This is a genomic window from Desulforegula conservatrix Mb1Pa, assembly GCF_000426225.1.
In the GTDB taxonomy this organism is placed as follows: domain Bacteria; phylum Desulfobacterota; class Desulfobacteria; order Desulfobacterales; family Desulforegulaceae; genus Desulforegula; species Desulforegula conservatrix.
In genome coordinates this window covers 19,639-36,608 of sequence record NZ_AUEY01000017.1, presented here as the reverse complement: position 1 = coordinate 36,608, position 16,970 = coordinate 19,639, and the positions used below count along the sequence as shown (strand labels likewise).

Here is a 16,970-nt window from a genome sequence, read left to right as displayed (position 1 = left end):
TAATGAAGCTATACAAGTTTTTGACTGGTCCTGACGACGTAACATTTTGCATGAGAGTAACAGAAGCCCTGAATAACGGATGGCAGCTGCATGGAGGGCCCACGCTGACTTTTAATGGTGTATGTGTAATTGCCGGGCAGGCCGTGGTCAAGGAAGTTGAGGGAGAAGAGTTTTCCCCTGATCTGAATTTAAAGGCATACTGATTTTAATATTTTGATAATCATACTACTGAACCCAAAGATTTTTATTTTATAGTATATTTATCAAGGCAGAATTCTCGAAATCTGCCTGTTTTTTTATAAAAGCTACACAAAAGCTCGGAGGAAAAATGCCACTGGAATCCCTGATTGTTGACATGGCAAAAAAGTCAAGATCTGCAGCCAGAATCATGGCCAAGGCAGATACCAATATAAAAAATGCCGCTCTTCTGAAAATTGCGGACGCCATTGAAGCTGACAAAGCAGATATACAGGCTGCCAATCAGAAGGATCTTGAATATGGCCGGGAAAAAGGACTTTCTCCAGCAATGCTCGACAGACTTGCAGTAACAGACAAGGTCATTCAGTCGATGATTCAGGGATTAAAGGAAGTTGCTGCGCTTGAAGATCCGGTAGGCTCGGTTACCAAGGCATACACACGTCCCAATGGCCTCCAGGTTTCAAGGGTTCGTGTTCCACTTGGCGTTATTGGGATCATTTATGAGTCAAGGCCAAATGTGACAGTTGACGCAGCATGTCTTTGTTTGAAGTCAGGCAATGCGGTTATCCTCAGGGGCGGATCTGAATCCATTAATTCCAATCAGGCATTAGCTTCCTCTGTTTCAAAGGCTCTTCTATCTGTGGGACTTCCAGGTGAAGCTGTTCAGGTTGTACCAGTAAGGGACAGGGAGGCCGTTAATCACCTCCTTAAGCAGGAAGAACTGATTGATCTGATTATTCCAAGGGGCGGTGAGAGTCTCATCAGATTTGTGGCAGAAAATTCGAGGATCCCTGTTCTCAAGCATTATAAAGGTGTCTGTCATGTTTATGTGGATGAGACTGCGGATCATCAAATGGCGGTAGATGTTGCTTTCAATGCCAAGGTTCACAGACCCGGAGTTTGTAACGCAATGGAAACCCTTCTTGTGAACAGAAAAGAAGCCGCAGCATTTTTGCCTTTAATGGCTGAAAAATTCAAGGCCGCAGGCGTGGTTATGCGGGGTTGCCCTGAAACCATGAAAATAGTGCCATTTGCTGAGCCGGCTGACGAGACAGACTGGCCTGCTGAATATCTTGATCTTATAGTCGCAGTAAAAGTTGTCGGAGACATGGACGAGGCAATGGATCATATAGCCATTTATGGTTCCAATCACTCCGAAGCCATAATCACAGCTGATTATTCAAGGGCAAGAAGATTCGTTCGAGAAGTTGACGCATCAGTGGTTCTTGTAAATGCCTCAACCAGATTTAATGACGGCGGGCAGCTTGGACTCGGAGCCGAAATGGGAATAAGCACTTCCAAGCTTCATGCTTACGGCCCTATGGGACTTGAAGAGCTTACAACAACAAAATTTGTCGTGTTCGGAGACGGTCAGGTTCGGATCTGAGATTCATGATTAACACTCAGGCTCAGACTCAGAAATGGGAAAGAATAGGCGTCTTTGGCGGAACCTTTGATCCTGTCCATCATGGACATCTTAGGGTTGCGCTTGAAGTTAAGGATGCCATGAGTCTGGACAGAGTTATCTTTGTTCCGGCAAATATTCCTCCCCACAAATCAAGGCCAGACATCGCCAGCGCTTCAGACAGAATGGCAATGGTTCGCCTCGCATGCAACAGTGTAAGTGCCTTTGAAGTTTCAGGCATTGAACTTGAAAGAAACGGCCGCTCATATACAGCAGACACGCTCTCCCTCCTTTCCATTAACAATGGAGGGGAAGGAGAGCTTTTTTTCATTATGGGCATGGATGCATTCATGCAGTTTCATACATGGAAAGATCCTGAGAGAATTCTCGGTACTGCATCATTGATTATCATGACAAGGCCTGATTATGACCATGAAGCCCATGATGTCGAAAAATACATAAGACAGTATTTGTCCGAAGATTATGTTCCGTCATCAGGTGAGGAAATATCTTTTTTTCACCCTGATTTATGCGGCATATTTTTTGTTAAGGTTACGGGTTTGGAAATTTCTGGAACAACAATCCGGGAGCTGGCAAAAAAAGAAAAAAGCCTCGCGTTTCTTGTTCCTCAAAAAGTCGAAGAATATATTGTTTCCAGAGGTCTTTACAGATAATGGGCGTAAAAACTACAAAAGCAAAAAAGAGTGAGCCGCAGCCGGTTGATCCTGATCTTGATATTTATGTAGGGGCAGCCCTCGGACGCAAGGCCGGGCGGCTTAAGGTTCTTGATTTGAGGGGAATATCCCCTGTGGCTGATTATTATATAATATGCAGCGCGAAGTCATCAAGGCAGACAGATGCAATAGCTGATCATATAATATCCGAGCTGGCCAGAAACGGGATTAAGACCCTGAGCGTGGAAGGTAAGGGCGATGACTCCCAGTGGGTGCTTCTCGATTACGGATTTATCATGATACATGTTTTCTACGAGCCAGTCCGTGATTTTTACGATCTTGAGGGCCTCTGGCTTGACGCTCCAAGGGTGGAAACCCAAACCATGACAGAAGCCGCTGCAAAATCAGAAGAAAGCGCAGTCAATTTCGGAGGAGATGAAAAAGATGAGTGGTAAAAAGCCTTTTGTTCTGATGATTCTTGATGGCTGGGGACTCGCTCCAAAATCTGATTCCAATGCGGTAACACTTGCAAAGACTCCAAATCTGGACAGACTCATGTCCGAATATCCGACAACCAAGCTCGCCTGCAGCGGAGAGGATGTGGGGCTTCCGGCAGGCGTCATGGGTAATTCCGAGGTCGGTCATCTTAACATAGGCGCTGGCAGAATAGTTTATCAGGATCTACTTAGAGTCGATATTTCCATCCGGGACAGATCTTTCTTTGTTAATCCTGCATTTGTATCAGCAATGGATAATGTGATCAGGACTGGTCGTTCGCTCCATCTCATCGGCCTTGTTTCAGACGCAGGCGTGCACAGTGTGATGCGTCATCTTTATGCATTGATAGAAATGGCTGTGATGAAAAATGTCGGGAAGACATATATTCATGCGATAACTGATGGAAGGGATACTCCTCCTGACAGTGGTGCTGGTTATATGAAGGATCTGTCAGATTTCATTTCAGATAAGCCCTGTGTCGAGATTGGGACAGTCTGCGGCAGGTTCTATTCCATGGACAGGGATACGAGATGGGACAGGACAGAGACTGCGTACAGGCTCTACACCCAGGCCGGGGGCAGAACTTCATCTGATGCAGTTTCCGCAGTCAAAGAAGCATACGCAGCAGGAGAAACCGATGAATTCGTCAAGCCTGTGTGTCTTAATTCAGACTCTGTATTCAAGGACGGAGACGCCGTCATCTTTTTTAATTTCAGGGCCGACAGGGCGCGCCAGATGACAAGAGCAATGACTGTCGAGGCTTTTGACGGTTTTGAAAGGGCTGTCAGGCCGAACCTTTCAGCATACGTATGCATGACAAGATATGATGAAAAATTCGGTCTTCCGGTTGCTTTTCCTCCTGAGTCCATGACAGGTCTTCTTGGAGAAGTGATTTCATCAAAGGGCCTTAGTCAGCTTAGAATCGCAGAAACCGAAAAATATGCCCATGTCACATATTTTTTCAATGGAGGAGAGGAAAAACCTTTTGAAGGTGAGGACAGGGTTCTTATCCCTTCTCCAAGAGATGTCAAAACCTATGATTTAAAGCCAGGCATGAGTGCAAAGCTGGTATCCGAAGAACTTCTGAAAAAACTTAAAGAAGGCGTTTATGATTTCTGTGCGGTGAATTTCGCAAACATGGACATGGTCGGGCATACAGGAATAATAAGCGCTGCCGTGGAAGCTGTCGAAGTTGTCGATTCCTGCGTGGGTGACATAGCAGACTGCGTGAGAGCCCTTGGAGGTGCGATGGTAATAATCGCTGATCACGGAAACGCCGAAAAAATGGCTGATGAATCAGGCTCGCCGCATACTGCCCACACCCTTAATCCCGTACCTTTTGTTCTTGTAGATGATAAAAGAAAAAACGCGGCGCTGAAGGCAGGGCGTCTTTGTGATATTGCACCCACAGTGCTTTATCTCATGGGGCTTGAAAAATCCAGTCAGATGTCAGGCTCATCGCTCGTTTTTTAGCGTTTTTGATTTGAAATATCTGTGATTTGAAGGAAATGTCGTAAAAAACATAAGGCTGCCCAAAAGGCAGCCTTTTTAATTTATTCGTCAGTTTGGATCAATCAGGCTATTCTTTGCACGCAACAGGGAAGTGCTTGTCGAGTCTCATGGCGCTGAATAGATCAAAGATTTCCTTTGAAGTATTTATTATTCTGAGAGCTTTGGCACTTTTCTGGAGAGAATTATGGGTGGCTATTATGACTCCTATTCCAATGGAATCAACCATTTCGACTCCCTCAAGGTCAATTGTGACCATAGCCGGAGCATCCTGTACAATTGAGAGGAGCTCTTCTTTAAGCCCGGCTGCAATTGACGCTACGATATCTCTTCCGGGACGCACTATTATTTCATCATCATGCTTTATGATTTCGCTCATTGGGTCACTCCATTATGAGTTTGCTGCATTTTCAGGGTAATTGAAAGGGGTTGAGCTTGAGGTATCACCCAGTAAATAAAGGTTTGGTTTGAAAAAAAACAAATAAAATTTAGTGATTTGATTAATATACAATTTCAGCTTTAAGCTGAATTTACCATACGCCAGTCTAAAGCTCAAAATAATTTTGTGCTAACGCACAAAAAAATAGCGGCCAAAAGTCGAAAAATATTAGTTTTATTATATTCCTCGCCAGTTCAACAGAGCCTGAGTTTAAGATTATTCAAACTCTCCCATGATTTTTGTGGCGCAGTCAGGACATATCCCGTGCGTAAAAGAAGCATCCGAATGCTCGCCTATATATATTTCGAGCTGCTCCCAGTAATTTTTGTCATTTCGTATTTTTTTACAATAAGAACATATGGGTAGAAATCCGCGCAGTGTTTTAATTTCAGCCTGGCAGGCTTTGTCCAGGGCATTTTGAGCTTCTATCCTTTCTGTCACATCTATGCAGCTTCCTATAAAGCCTTTGAAAGCACCGTCCAAATCAGAAAATGGAACTCCCCTGTCGAATATCCATCTGTACGCTCCGTCTGATCTGCGGAGCCTGTAAAACATTTCAAATGATTCTCTTTTTGCAAAATTATCAGTGTAAATCTTGAGGCATCTGTCAAAATCATCTGGGTGAACGCCTTCTGCCCAGCCGTTTCCGACTTCCTGTTCCATGGATCTGCCAGTGAAATTAAGCCAGATCTCATTGAAATAATCGCACCCCATGCTGAGATCAGATCGCCAGATCATTATGGGTGCTTTTTCCACAAGGAGCTTGTATTCCTCTCGGGAGAGTTCCATTTATTTGCCTCCTCTTAAAATTAGATGGGCAGTTTAAAGACCCTGGATCAGATTGTAATAATCCTGCATTATACGTATTGATTCCATGGTGCTCTGGAACAGGATCCAGCTTAAAACAAGAATTATTATGCTTAATCCCGCCTTCCAGGCCTTTGATGTTTCAGGCCTCCACCATATCAGCGGCAGTGCAAGAGGCCCCACAGAACAGACAGCAAATATTATGAACGGTTTTTTGAAATACCATTTCATCGTTCCTTCAGGAACCCTCCCTGACAAAGGCGCGTCCAGAAATTCCCCGCAATGCCTGCATTTTATGGCTTCATCCTGAATATCTTCTGCACAGAACGGACATTTTTTCATTTTATAGTCTCTTGTCGAATATTTGAAAATGCATGAAAGACGGTTGTTGCCTTGTCTGTCTAATTTGCCGATTCGTAGGGTGCTCAAGCCCTAAGGCTTGCGCACCAACTGCGTGTGCCTCCGGCGGGTCGCTTTTTGGAAAAAGCTCCGCAAAAACTTTATGAATTTCTAAGGTTTTAAACGTTTGTATCTGCCAACGGTCTGTTGGCCGGATAATTTTTATTTGCCCGTATTAATTAATTGGTAGAAATTCGAGCTTATAAAATTTAGTGTGCTGATGCGCTTGAAACAGCTTAACATGAGAAAAATCTCCTGAAATTAAATTTTTAATTTCAATTAGTTCTTTTTCGTCCATTTTGCAGCCAAAATATATGGCCTCAATTTTATTCGGATCGATACTGACATTTTCAAATTCTGCATTGCTATTAGTTATATCATATTTAATATAGCGCCATTCATTTTCGTATTCCCAATGATCGCTTTTAGTCCTGGCAAATTTTATAGCAAGATTATCAAAATCCAATTTCTTTTGACCTGTAAAGTGTTTCACATACTCGTTAAGGTCAGCAATAATTGGCATTTCTTTTTTATAATCAACCTGGAAAACTCCAAAATCAGTCATTTCTTGTTCTTTAAGGCATCTATGCTGAATAACAGCGCCCATATGCTTGTACGCATAATGTGCCCACAGCAAAAGGTTGTCAGGAGTGCCGGTTTTAGATTTGGATACACAATAAATTTTTAAATTAGATCTTCTTTTTATCCATAGAGCTTGATTGTCAAGCATATTGGCTCTAAAAAGTTCTAGCAGTTCACCGGAAGCTTTCTTGCTATCTTCCATAAAAGAATCTTTTGATGGGAATTCATGCCTGTTTTTTCTGGCCATCATTAATATATTAAAAAGAGGATGGCTTTTATCTCCTGTTGGCTCTTCTTTACCAAAAATGAGATTAGCTTCTTCTTCAATAAGAGCTTTCTTGAAATCCTCAAATTCAAACCCAAATCTGAAATCAGTTTGTATGTCGAAGGGATCATTGAGGGTGGCGGGCGAACTCCATCGAATGGTTTTGTTTTCAATGATTGCTTTTAGGGTTTTGGTAGAGCAATATTTAAAAAATGAGCATTTTTTTCGGATGATGATTCCATCATTTGAAAAATTGTTCTATTCCGTAATAAATTAAAGGCAATTAAGACTGCCTGACTGCCTGACTGCCTGACTGCCTGACTGCCTGACTGCCTATACATGCCCGTCGAAAATGGTGCTTAGAAGGGCGCTACACACCCTACACTAATAATCAAAAATCCCTGAAGTTTTTTGCGGAGCTTTTTTTCAAAAAAGCGACCCGCCGGAGGCAAGATGTTTGTCCGGCGAGTATTTTGATGGGTATTATCAGTAATCCAGGGATGTTACTTCGAGTGCGTGCTGGACTATGAAATTTCTTCTTGGTTCGACCTCATCGCCCATGAGGAGTGAAAAGATTCTGTCGCTTTCGACAGCGTCCTCCACCTTGACCTGGAGCATGGTTCTCTGTTCAGGATTCATGGTGGTTTCCCATAGCTGGTCAGGGTTCATTTCTCCTAGACCTTTGTATCTCTGGACAGTGAGGCCTCTTTTGCTTTCTTCCATGATGAACTGGAACAATTCCTTTCTGCCGGTTATGGTGGTTCTGTCCGTCACCTTTTCTCCGGCTATGACTGTGAAGGCAGTCCCGAATGAAGATATCTTGAGCTTGAGCGGAATGCAGGCTTGGTATTCAGGGGAATATATGAAACTTCTTCCGACCTTGAATGACTGATATGTTGTCTTGGTGGCGTCGCTCGTGACTGATTGTCCTGGCATTACCTCTATTTCAAATATCTGCCTGTCCTCATTCCAGAACAGTTCTTTTGCTTCATAGCCCGCGCTGATTATCTGCCCTCTGGCCTTTTCCATGACTTCTCTGTTTGCAAGGCGCTCCTTGGTGGTTACTGTGTTTGCGAGCAGGATTTCCGCGACCTCAGAATTGTATCCGCGTCTTTCCATAACTGCCAGGCTGTTCAGATAGTCGGCAAGATCCATGAGATATGTGTAAAGCTCGGTTCCAAATAGCTCTATACCTTCTGATGTTTCCACCTTCAGGGTATCGCTTGCCTTTCTGATGAGGTGCTCTCTGTATGATCTGTCATCCTTGAGGTATACGCCTGTCTTGCCCTTGCTGATTCTGTAGAGAGGCGGCTGGGCAATATACAGATAACCTTTTTCTATTATCTGGGGCATCTGCCTGTAGAAAAATGTAAGAAGAAGGGTTCTGATATGCGAGCCATCAACGTCCGCATCTGTCATGATTACTATTTTGTGATATTTGACCTTGTCAATTTCATACTCTTCACCAGCAGGGCCTGTGCCAAGCACTGTGATGATGTTCTTGATTTCCTCGCTCTTTAGTATTTTGTCGAACCTTGCTTTTTCGACGTTCAGAATTTTACCCTTAAGCGGAAGTATGGCCTGAAATTTTCTGTCTCTGCCCTGTTTGGCCGAGCCTCCGGCAGAGTCACCTTCGACGAGGAAAAGCTCTTTTTCTTCGGGCTTTGATGACTGACAATCAGCGAGCTTGCCCGGGAGGGTTCCGTCAAACAGAGAGCTCTTGCTGCGGGCGAGATCTCTGGCTCTTTTTGCGGCGTCTCTTACACGTGCGGCTTCAACTGCCTTGGTGATGATTTTTTTGGCTGTGGAAGGGTTTTCCTCGAGGTATTCAGTCAGTTTTTCGTTGACCAGAGATTCTACTATACCCTTTACTTCGCTGTTGCCGAGCTTGGTCTTTGTCTGGCCTTCGAACTGTGGATCTTTTATTCTTATGCTTATTACGGTGGTAAGACCTTCGCGGACATCATCCCCGCTTATTTTTACCTGCATGTTTTTGGGCATGTTGTCGCTGGTGGAATATGCATTAAGAGATCTTGTCAGAGCGCCCTTGAATCCGCTGAGATGGCTTCCGCCTTCTATTGTATTGATATTATTGGCAAATGAGTAGATGTTTTCCTGGTAGGTTTCGTTGTACTGAATCGCAACCTCCACCTGGATATCATTTCTGTTGCCGGATATGAGGATGGCGTCGTGTATTGCATTATGATGCTGATTCAGATAGTTGACGAATTCAACAAGTCCGCCCTCATAATAGAAGTCATGCTTTTCATCGCTTCGCTCATCTTCTATTATTATTCTTACACCCCTGTTTAGGAAGGCCAATTCCCTCATTCTGCGGGATAAAACCTCGAATGAAAAATTGTCGTGGTTCATTATTGTTGTGTCTGGCTTGAAATGAACCTTTGTTCCATTCAGATCTGTTGTCCCGATTATCGTCAGCTCTGTCGCTTTAATGCCTTTTTCGAAGGTCTGCCTGTATATGTTGCCATTTTTGTAAATAAGCAGTTCTAAGTGGGATGAAAGGGCGTTTACAACTGAGATACCAACACCATGAAGCCCTCCTGATACCTTGTAGGATTCGCCTTCGAATTTCCCGCCTGCGTGAAGTGTCGTCAGAACGACTTCAGCAGCTGGTTTTTGTTCCTTCTCATGCATGTCAACCGGGATGCCTCTGCCATTATCCACGACTGACACCGAATTGTCCGTATGGATTATTATGTGTATTCTGTCGCAGAATCCGGCCATTGCCTCGTCGATGCTGTTGTCAACTACTTCATAGACCAAGTGATGGAGACCCTCGGTATCAACGTTTCCTATATACATGGAAGGTCTTTTGCGGACTGCTTCGAGTCCTTCAAGAACCTTGATGTTTTCTGCGCTGTAGTTTTGAATATCCTGGTTTGTCATGTATGAAAAATATACCCTTTTGAGATGCTTTGTTTGTCAAGTAACAGGCCTTTAGCGTAATTGGCTGTTTATCAGTACTTGACCGGCATTATTACCGCCTTGAAATCTTTTGATGTAATTCCTTCGAGTATGCATGGATTTTCTTTGTCAGCTATGTACATGAGCGCCTTGTCATCGTCTATGCACTCCAGCGCGTCCATGAAAAATCTCGGATTGAAAGCCACTTCTATGGGCTCTCTTTCAAAATCAAGGAGCAAGGATTCCATTGATTCGCCCATTTCAGGGTTTGATGCGCTGATGGTCAGCGTGTTGTTCCTCAGATCGAATAATACGGTTTTGAACATCTCTGTCGTAAGTATTGACATCCTTTTCAGCGTCATTAGCAAAGGATGTATTTCAACTTCAATTACAGATTCTGTTGCCGGGCATGTCAGATCTCCGTATTCAGGGAAATCACCGTCGAGAAGGCTTATTGTCATGCATTCGGTTGGCTTTTTGACTATGAGATTGTTGCCGTGAACCGCAATCTGGATAATCGCGTCATCTTCCATGAATCTGCTTGCTTCTGCCATGCCTTTTTTCGGGATTATGCAGCTTTCCCATGTAGGCAGAGTTCTTTCAGCAAAATAATCGCTCAAAAAAAGTCTTTTGGCATCTGTGGAGACGAGGCGGACTATTGTGCCTGCCTCTGTTTCAACGTGCTCGAAAAAGACTCCGTGGACATATGGCCTGCGGTCATCCTGTCCTCCGGGAGGTATTTTTGTGACTTTGTCCATGGCTTTTTTAAGGCCTTGTGCGCCAATTTCAAAAAAAAAAGCCTCTGATGTTTCAGGCAGCTGGGGGAAATCTCCGGGGTTCATTCCCATTATATTGAATTCAGTCTTGCCTCCAAAAATTTTTATCCACCTGTTTTCGCTCTCATATAGGCAGATATTTTCTTCAGGGAACTCCCTGATGATTTCAAGAAGCTTTTTGGAGTTAATGGCTACTTCCCCGTCAATTTCCACCAACGCCGGGAAGATTCCTTCGAATCCTGTTTCCAGGTCTGTGGCTTTGATTGTGATGCTGTCAGATTCAGCCTTGACCAGAATGCATGCTGTAATTGCAAGATTACTCCTTCTGGATGATGTGATCCCCTGGATTTTTGTCAGAGTTGAGACCAGATCTCTTTTATGAACTGTGAATTTCATCTTATTTCAGCTCGCCTGGATATAGGTTAAATATTGGAAAATACCAAAAAAAGACTATCAATTGAGGCGGAAAATGCAATATATATTTGCCTTTTTGAGGCCTTTTGATGGGGTTTTTAGACGCGTTTTATGATTGAAAATTGAAACAGGAGTCAGACTTGAAAATCGAACGCCATGTTGTGCTTGTTTCGCCTGATGTTCACTGGAACACCGGGAATATTGGCAGAACCTGTCTTGGTGCCGGAGCCTTTCTTCATCTTGTAAAACCTCTCGGATTCTCCCTCGATGCTGCCCAGGTTAAAAGAGCAGGGCTTGATTACTGGCCAAAGGTGAAGCTCCATGTGTGGGATTCTTTTGACCAGCTTTTTTCAACTTTGAATCCGGCTGATGAAGAAATTGTGCTTTTCAGCAAAGGCGGAAGCAACCTGTTCTGGGATATGCCGAGGCATGACAGGTTGATTCTCGTTTTCGGCTCAGAGACAAAGGGTCTTCCGGATGAAATTATTCAGAGATTTCCAAATTCATTATTCCGTATTCCCATATCAAACGAGATAAGGTCACTGAATCTGTCAACCGCAGCGGGTATTGTTCTGTATGAGAGTCTGCGGGGATTGCCCGTGGAACATGGAAGGTGAACTATTTATTGAATTTTGATTGATGATTTTTGAATTCTAAGTGCAGACAATTTGATCCCCTAAAAAAGAAAGGGAAGCGGAATAACCCGCTTCCCTTATATAAGAAGTTCAGATAGTCAGGCCTAATCAGCCTTCCTGTCTAATTCTTACTAATTATTGTCCAGCGCCGGTAGCTGCAGAGTGAGTCTTGATTGCAACTTTGTTTTCAAGACCTGCATAGTACTCACGAAGGATGTCAAGAACTTCTTCACGACCAAAATGATCAGGAATTGGAGTTCCTTCTGAAAGACCCTTACGAAGCATTGTTCCTGAAAGGATAACGCGGCTGGTCTTGTCATGGCAGCAAGTTCTGAGTGAAGCCATGCCATCGCACTTGGTGCAATAGAATGTCCAGTCAATCTTGAGCGGAGTACAAAGAAGAGTCTTGCCAGCATCTGCGTTCTTAGGAATCTTGTTGAAGATGGTCTGTGCTTCGAACATTCCGTAGAAATCGCCTACACCAGCGTGGTCACGACCGATGATCATTCTTGATACACCATAGTTCTGACGGAAGGTAGCGTGAAGAAGAGCTTCACGAGGACCAGCATAACGCATGTCAAGAGGATATCCGCCCTGTACAACATTTGCTTTTACGAAATTGTTTTCGATAAGAGCATCAATACATCTTACGCGTACTTCCGCAGGGATATCGCCAGGCTTGAGGTTACCAACGAGAGAGTGAATGAATACGCCGTCGCAAACTTCAACTGCAATCTTTGCAAGGTATTCATGGGATCTGTGCATTGGGTTTCTAAGCTGAAGAGCTGCAACTTCGTTCCATCCGCGTTCTTCGAAGATCGCGCGGGACTGTGCAGGGGTCATGTAAACGCCCTTGTACTTCTCTGGATATTCGCCTTCGGAAAGAACTTTTACTGGACCTGCAAGGTTGTATTCTTTCTGGCCCATAACCATCTGAACGCCTGGGTGATCGTCTTTTGCGATCTTCCAGAAATCTGCTGAAGTAGCTGTACCTTCACCCATGAATGTTTTTTCACATTCAAAGATTTTGTCAGCTTCGGTCATTGCGAATTTTTCAGTTACTTTCATGGTAGCCATTACGGTACCGTTCTTAGCAACGAGAGCTACTTCTTCGCCTTCTTTGATGCTGTCAGCAGTTGCCTTGTCAGCAGAAAGTGTAACAGGGATTGGCCAGAATGTGCCATCAGCCATGGTGAAGTTTTCGCAAACGCCTTTCCAGTCAGCCTTGGTCATGAAGCCGGTAAGTGGGCTGAAACCACCGATACCCATCATGATAAGGTCGCCTTCTTCGCGGCTTGAGATTTCTACTTTCTTGAGACCAGCTGCTTTCTTGATTTCTGCTTCACGAGCTGCGCCTTCAAGAAGACATACGGTAAGGCCTTTTCCACCATGAGGAGGTAATAATTTAGACATTTTTCTGTATCTCCTTTTTTTTCTGAAGAAATTTTATTTCAAATTCAATATGCTCAACGGCATATATGTGTCCGTTATTTTAAAGGCGTTTAATATTAGGAATGTCATTGAATGTCAAGGCTTTTTGCCCCAATGTGTTTTGAAAATGGTTGATTTTAAAAAGTGTTTCGTTTATCCAAGCCAGGAACTTCCTTAATTTTTTATCTATTAAAATAAATATGGAGAGACCATGCTTGACATATACCGCCAGCAAATAAAAGAACGGGCAGATCAGAACATTCCTCCTAAGCCACTTGACATGAAACAGGCAGAAGGACTTGTAAAACTTTTGTTACAGCCTTCTTCCGAAGATAAGGATCTTCTTGTCAGTCTTCTTGAAAACAGAATTCCGCCTGGGGTTGACGAAGCTGCAAAGGTAAAGGCCGAATTTTTGGATAAGGTGGCCCGGGGTGAACTTGCTTCTCCTCTTGCATCAAGGGAAAGAGCCGTTTTTCTGCTCGGTACGATGGCTGGCGGGTATAATATCAGGCCGCTTGTAAATCTTCTTGATGATTCGGCCCTGGGGGATCTTGCGGCTGATGCGCTTTCAAAATCACTTCTGGTTCTTGACGTGTTTTCTGAAATTCTTGAAAAATCCAAAACCAATCCGAGAGCAAGAAAAGTTATTGAAGCATGGGCAAATGCCCTCTGGTTTACAGACAGGTCTGATCTTGCGGCAAAAATTACGGTTACTGTTTTCAAGGTAACCGGAGAAGTCAATACCGATGATCTCTCTCCTGCCGGAGAAGCCTGGAGCAGGCCTGACATTCCCCTTCATGCACTTTCCATGCTAAAGACAAAAGACCCTGAAGGCATCAAAACCATAGCCGAGTTGAAGAAAAAAGGGTATCCGGTCGCTTTCTGCGCCGATGTATTAGGCACAGGATCATCCCGAAAGTCAGCCACAAATTCTGTTCTCTGGCACACAGGCGATGATATCCCGTTTGTTCCAAATAAAAGACAGGGCGGAATCTGTATTGGCGGGAAAATTGCTCCGATTTTTTTCAACACCATGGAAGATGCTGGTGCGCTTCCGATCGAATGCGATGTTACAAAGCTTGAGACAGGCGCTGTTGTGGATATTTATCCTTATCTGGGAAAGATCACAAAAACAGGAACAGATGAGGTTGTCGCAAATTTCAGTCTTAAAACAGATGTTCTTCTTGATGAAGCAAAGGCTGGCGGTCGCATTCCTTTAATCATCGGCAGAACACTTACAAAGAAGGCGAGGGAGGCTCTCGGTCTTCCTGAGACAGATCTTTTCAGGTCCCTTTCTGCGTCTGAAGTCAAAAATTGCGGGTTTACACTTGCCCAGAAAATGATCGGCAAGGCCTGCGGCAAAAATGGCGTTCGTCCCGGAGAATACTGCGAGCCTGTCATGACAACAGTTGGTTCCCAGGACACCACAGGCCCGATGACAAGGGACGAGCTTAAGGAACTGGCCTGTCTTGAGTTTTCGGCAGGTCTTGTCATGCAGTCGTTCTGTCATACTGCCGCATATCCAAAAAAAGTTGATATCACCATGCACGAAACCCTTCCTGAATTCATTACAAGCAGAAAGGGTGTGGCTTTGAGGCCAGGAGACGGAATCATACATTCATGGCTCAACAGAATGATCCTTCCTGATACGGTCGGGACAGGAGGAGACTCCCACACAAGATTTCCTATAGGCATCAGTTTCCCTGCGGGCTCTGGTCTTGTTGCTTTTGCAGCTGCAATGGGAGTCATGCCGCTTGATGTTCCTGAATCAGTGCTTGTTAGATTCAAGGGAAAGATGCAGCCTGGAATCACGCTTCGTGATCTTGTGAATGCAATTCCATTAAAAGCCATAGAAAAAGGTCTTCTTACGGTTGAAAAAGCAGGCAAGAAGAATGTCTTTTCAGGAAGGATTCTTGAAATAGAAGGTTTGCCAGATCTTAAAGTTGAGCAGGCATTTGAGCTTTCAGACGCTTCAGCCGAAAGATCTGCCGCAGCATGCACAGTGCGCCTTAATAAAGAGTCTGTGATCGAATTCATTAAATCCAATATTGTCATACTCGAATGGATGACAAATAACGGTTACGGTCATAAGGAAACTCTGAAAAAACGTATTTCCGAGATGAAGGCCTGGCTTGATGCTCCGGTTCTCCTTGAGCCAGATGCAGATGCTGAGTACGCTGAAACCATCGAAATTGATCTTGATCAGATTAAAGAACCAATACTTGCCTGTCCTAATGACCCTGACGATGTGAAAACCCTTTCAGCTGTTGCAGGGGCAAAGATAGACGAGGTCTTCATCGGCTCATGCATGACGAACATCGGTCATTTCAGGGCTTCGGCAAAGATTTTTGAAGGAAAGTCAGAGCTTCCAGTGAGACTCTGGATGGCTCCTCCTACTTTCATGGATCAACGTCAGCTTATGGATGAAGGCCTTTACAGTGTTTATGCAAAGGTAGGCGCGCGTATGGAGATTCCTGGATGCTCTCTCTGCATGGGGAATCAGGCAAGAATCGCAAAGGCCACGACAGCCATTGCAACCTCAACCAGAAATTTCCCTGACAGAATTGGTGATGGTTCGAACGTATATCTCGGATCAGCAGAGCTTTCAGCCGTGACTGCGGTTCTTGGAAAGATTCCCACAAAAGCCGAATATCTTGAAATGACCACATGTCTTGAAAAGGACTCAGATAAAATTTACAGTTATCTTCAGTTTGATCAGATGGAAAAATATATGTGATAAAAAGGCGCGGGGGACTTTTTCAAAAAAGCGACCAGCCAGAGGCATTCGGATCAATGTCGGATTACGAGCAAATGACGCTCTAATCCGACCTACAAATTGGATTTTTTTAACGACAATTTAACCATACAGGGCATAATTATGCTGCTTGTGATTGACGCGGGAAATACAAATACTGTTCTTGGACTATATCAGCGCGAGGAACTTGTAAAAAGCTGGCGCATAAGGACAGAAAGAAACATCACCGAAGACGAATTCTGCATACTGGTCAAAAGTCTTTTAAAGGATAGCGGTATTGATCTCAGGGTAATTACAAAGACAGTTATTTCTTCTGTGGTTCCTCCTGTCATGGGCATTCTCGACGCATTCTGCAGAAAGCATTTGGGCCATGCTCCGACCTGGGTTAATGCAAAAAATTCGGGCGGGCTTACAATTCTTTACAATAATCCTGACGAAGTCGGTGCGGACAGAATCGTTAATGCCGTGGCTGCATACAGAAGGTACAAGACAGATCTGATTGTCATTGATTTTGGAACAGCCACAACCTTTGATATCGTTACTGCAAAAGGCGAATATCTTGGAGGGGCGATAACTCCGGGAATAATGATCTCTGCCGAGGCTCTTTTCCAGAGAACATCCAAACTTCCAAGGGTAGAGCTTTTCGAGCCTCCTGCAAGCGTCATAGGAAAGGATACTCCTGGCAGCATGAAGTCAGGCATCATCCTCGGATATGCTTCTCTTGTGGACGGAATGGTCTCAAAAATATCAAAGGAGCTTGGAATAAAATTTAAGGTTGTTGCCACAGGCGGTCTTGCTGATTTGATGACAAAGGTATCTGACTCCATAGAGGTCGTTGACGGAAATCTGACCCTTGAAGGGCTCAGAATAATCGGCGAGATGAGCTGATTATTCTTGAAATGAATGGTGACAAGGTCGCAAAAAGTCAGATTCCCTTCATTCCGGAGCAAGCTGTATACAGAAGTGCCTGAAAATATACTTCACATCGTCATAATTTGAACGCTTCTGTTAAATGAAAGGTCAAAGGCCGCTTTTTGAAAAAAGCTTGGCAAAAACTTTTCGGTTATGGATTCTTTTGCTTTAAAAACATATATTCTCAACTCGTAATAAAAAAACCATAAAAGTTTTGGGAAAAGTCTGGAAAACCCTTTTTCAAAGGGTTTTCCAGTAATGATGCAACAACAGGCTTACCATTCAAACGGCCTGACTCATTTCAAATGTTCAAGCTGTGACATTGATGAGTATACAAGAATGCCGG

General features: G+C 44.0%; 15 protein-coding genes. 8 read left to right on the top strand and 7 right to left on the bottom strand.

The features are described from left to right. Positions 1-2 precede the first annotated feature (2 nt). The 5 genes from K245_RS0108570 (at position 3) to gpmI (ending at position 4,248) form a co-directional block, all read left to right on the top strand. Positions 3-203 carry a DUF1737 domain-containing protein gene (locus K245_RS0108570; protein WP_027358954.1) on the top strand — a complete coding sequence of 67 codons (201 nt, stop codon included), beginning with the start codon at positions 3-5 and terminating at the stop codon, positions 201-203. A gap of 125 nt (positions 204-328) precedes the next feature. Beyond that, on the top strand, positions 329-1,585 hold the full coding sequence (locus tag K245_RS0108565; RefSeq protein ID WP_027358953.1) for a glutamate-5-semialdehyde dehydrogenase: 1,257 nt from the start codon (positions 329-331) through the stop codon (positions 1,583-1,585). A gap of 5 nt (positions 1,586-1,590) precedes the next feature. Then, positions 1,591-2,277, top strand: a complete 687-nt coding sequence (gene nadD, locus K245_RS0108560; RefSeq protein ID WP_035276811.1) for a nicotinate-nucleotide adenylyltransferase — start codon at positions 1,591-1,593, stop codon at positions 2,275-2,277. Further along, positions 2,277-2,732 carry a ribosome silencing factor gene (rsfS, locus tag K245_RS23680; RefSeq protein ID WP_084156177.1) on the top strand — a complete coding sequence of 152 codons (456 nt, stop codon included), beginning with the start codon at positions 2,277-2,279 and terminating at the stop codon, positions 2,730-2,732. The genes nadD and rsfS overlap by 1 nt, the downstream gene beginning before the upstream one ends. Next, positions 2,722-4,248 (top strand): 2,3-bisphosphoglycerate-independent phosphoglycerate mutase, encoded by a 1,527-nt coding sequence (gpmI, locus tag K245_RS0108550; protein WP_027358951.1) that lies wholly within the window; start codon positions 2,722-2,724, stop codon positions 4,246-4,248. Before rsfS ends, gpmI begins: the two co-directional genes overlap by 11 nt. Before the next feature lie 106 nt (positions 4,249-4,354). Here gpmI and K245_RS0108545 read toward each other — a convergent pair whose 3' ends face one another. The 6 genes from K245_RS0108545 to dnaN all read right to left on the bottom strand — a co-directional run bounded on the left by K245_RS0108545 (position 4,355) and on the right by dnaN (position 10,873). Beyond that, on the bottom strand, positions 4,355-4,663 hold the full coding sequence (locus K245_RS0108545) for an STAS domain-containing protein (RefSeq protein ID WP_027358950.1): 309 nt from the start codon (positions 4,661-4,663) through the stop codon (positions 4,355-4,357). 276 nt (positions 4,664-4,939) lie between these two features. Then, positions 4,940-5,512: a PAS domain-containing protein gene (locus tag K245_RS0108540; RefSeq protein ID WP_027358949.1), complete on the bottom strand. Its 573-nt coding sequence runs from the start codon at positions 5,510-5,512 to the stop codon at positions 4,940-4,942. A gap of 33 nt (positions 5,513-5,545) precedes the next feature. Beyond that, entirely contained in the window at positions 5,546-5,872 is a 327-nt protein-coding gene (locus K245_RS0108535) for a zinc ribbon domain-containing protein (RefSeq protein WP_027358948.1), read from the bottom strand. A 232-nt stretch (positions 5,873-6,104) separates the two neighbouring features. Next, entirely contained in the window at positions 6,105-6,713 is a 609-nt protein-coding gene (locus tag K245_RS0108530; RefSeq protein WP_198013855.1) for a DUF2971 domain-containing protein, read from the bottom strand. A 549-nt stretch (positions 6,714-7,262) separates the two neighbouring features. Beyond that, positions 7,263-9,683 (bottom strand): DNA topoisomerase (ATP-hydrolyzing) subunit B, encoded by a 2,421-nt coding sequence (gene gyrB, locus K245_RS0108520; protein WP_027358946.1) that lies wholly within the window; start codon positions 9,681-9,683, stop codon positions 7,263-7,265. A 71-nt stretch (positions 9,684-9,754) separates the two neighbouring features. Continuing rightward, positions 9,755-10,873, bottom strand: coding sequence for a DNA polymerase III subunit beta (gene dnaN / locus K245_RS0108515; protein ID WP_027358945.1), 1,119 nt, complete (start codon positions 10,871-10,873; stop codon positions 9,755-9,757). Between the two features lie 158 nt (positions 10,874-11,031). Here dnaN and K245_RS0108510 point away from each other — a divergent pair, with 158 nt between their 5' ends. Beyond that, complete coding sequence (locus tag K245_RS0108510) at positions 11,032-11,508, top strand: tRNA (cytidine(34)-2'-O)-methyltransferase (RefSeq protein WP_232223811.1); 477 nt, start codon at positions 11,032-11,034, stop codon at positions 11,506-11,508. Between the two features lie 153 nt (positions 11,509-11,661). Here the strand turns inward: K245_RS0108510 and sat are convergent, their stop codons facing one another. Beyond that, a complete protein-coding gene (gene sat, locus K245_RS0108505) occupies positions 11,662-12,939 on the bottom strand; it encodes a sulfate adenylyltransferase (RefSeq protein WP_027358943.1) in 1,278 nt (425 codons plus the stop codon). Positions 12,940-13,168: 229 nt separating this feature from the next. Here sat and acnB point away from each other — a divergent pair, with 229 nt between their 5' ends. Together acnB and K245_RS0108495 are read left to right on the top strand one after the other, a co-directional pair. Next, a complete protein-coding gene (acnB, locus tag K245_RS23675; protein ID WP_035276809.1) occupies positions 13,169-15,694 on the top strand; it encodes a bifunctional aconitate hydratase 2/2-methylisocitrate dehydratase in 2,526 nt (841 codons plus the stop codon). A gap of 141 nt (positions 15,695-15,835) precedes the next feature. After that, complete coding sequence (locus K245_RS0108495) at positions 15,836-16,600, top strand: type III pantothenate kinase (RefSeq protein WP_027358942.1); 765 nt, start codon at positions 15,836-15,838, stop codon at positions 16,598-16,600. Positions 16,601-16,970: the final 370 nt, after the last annotated feature.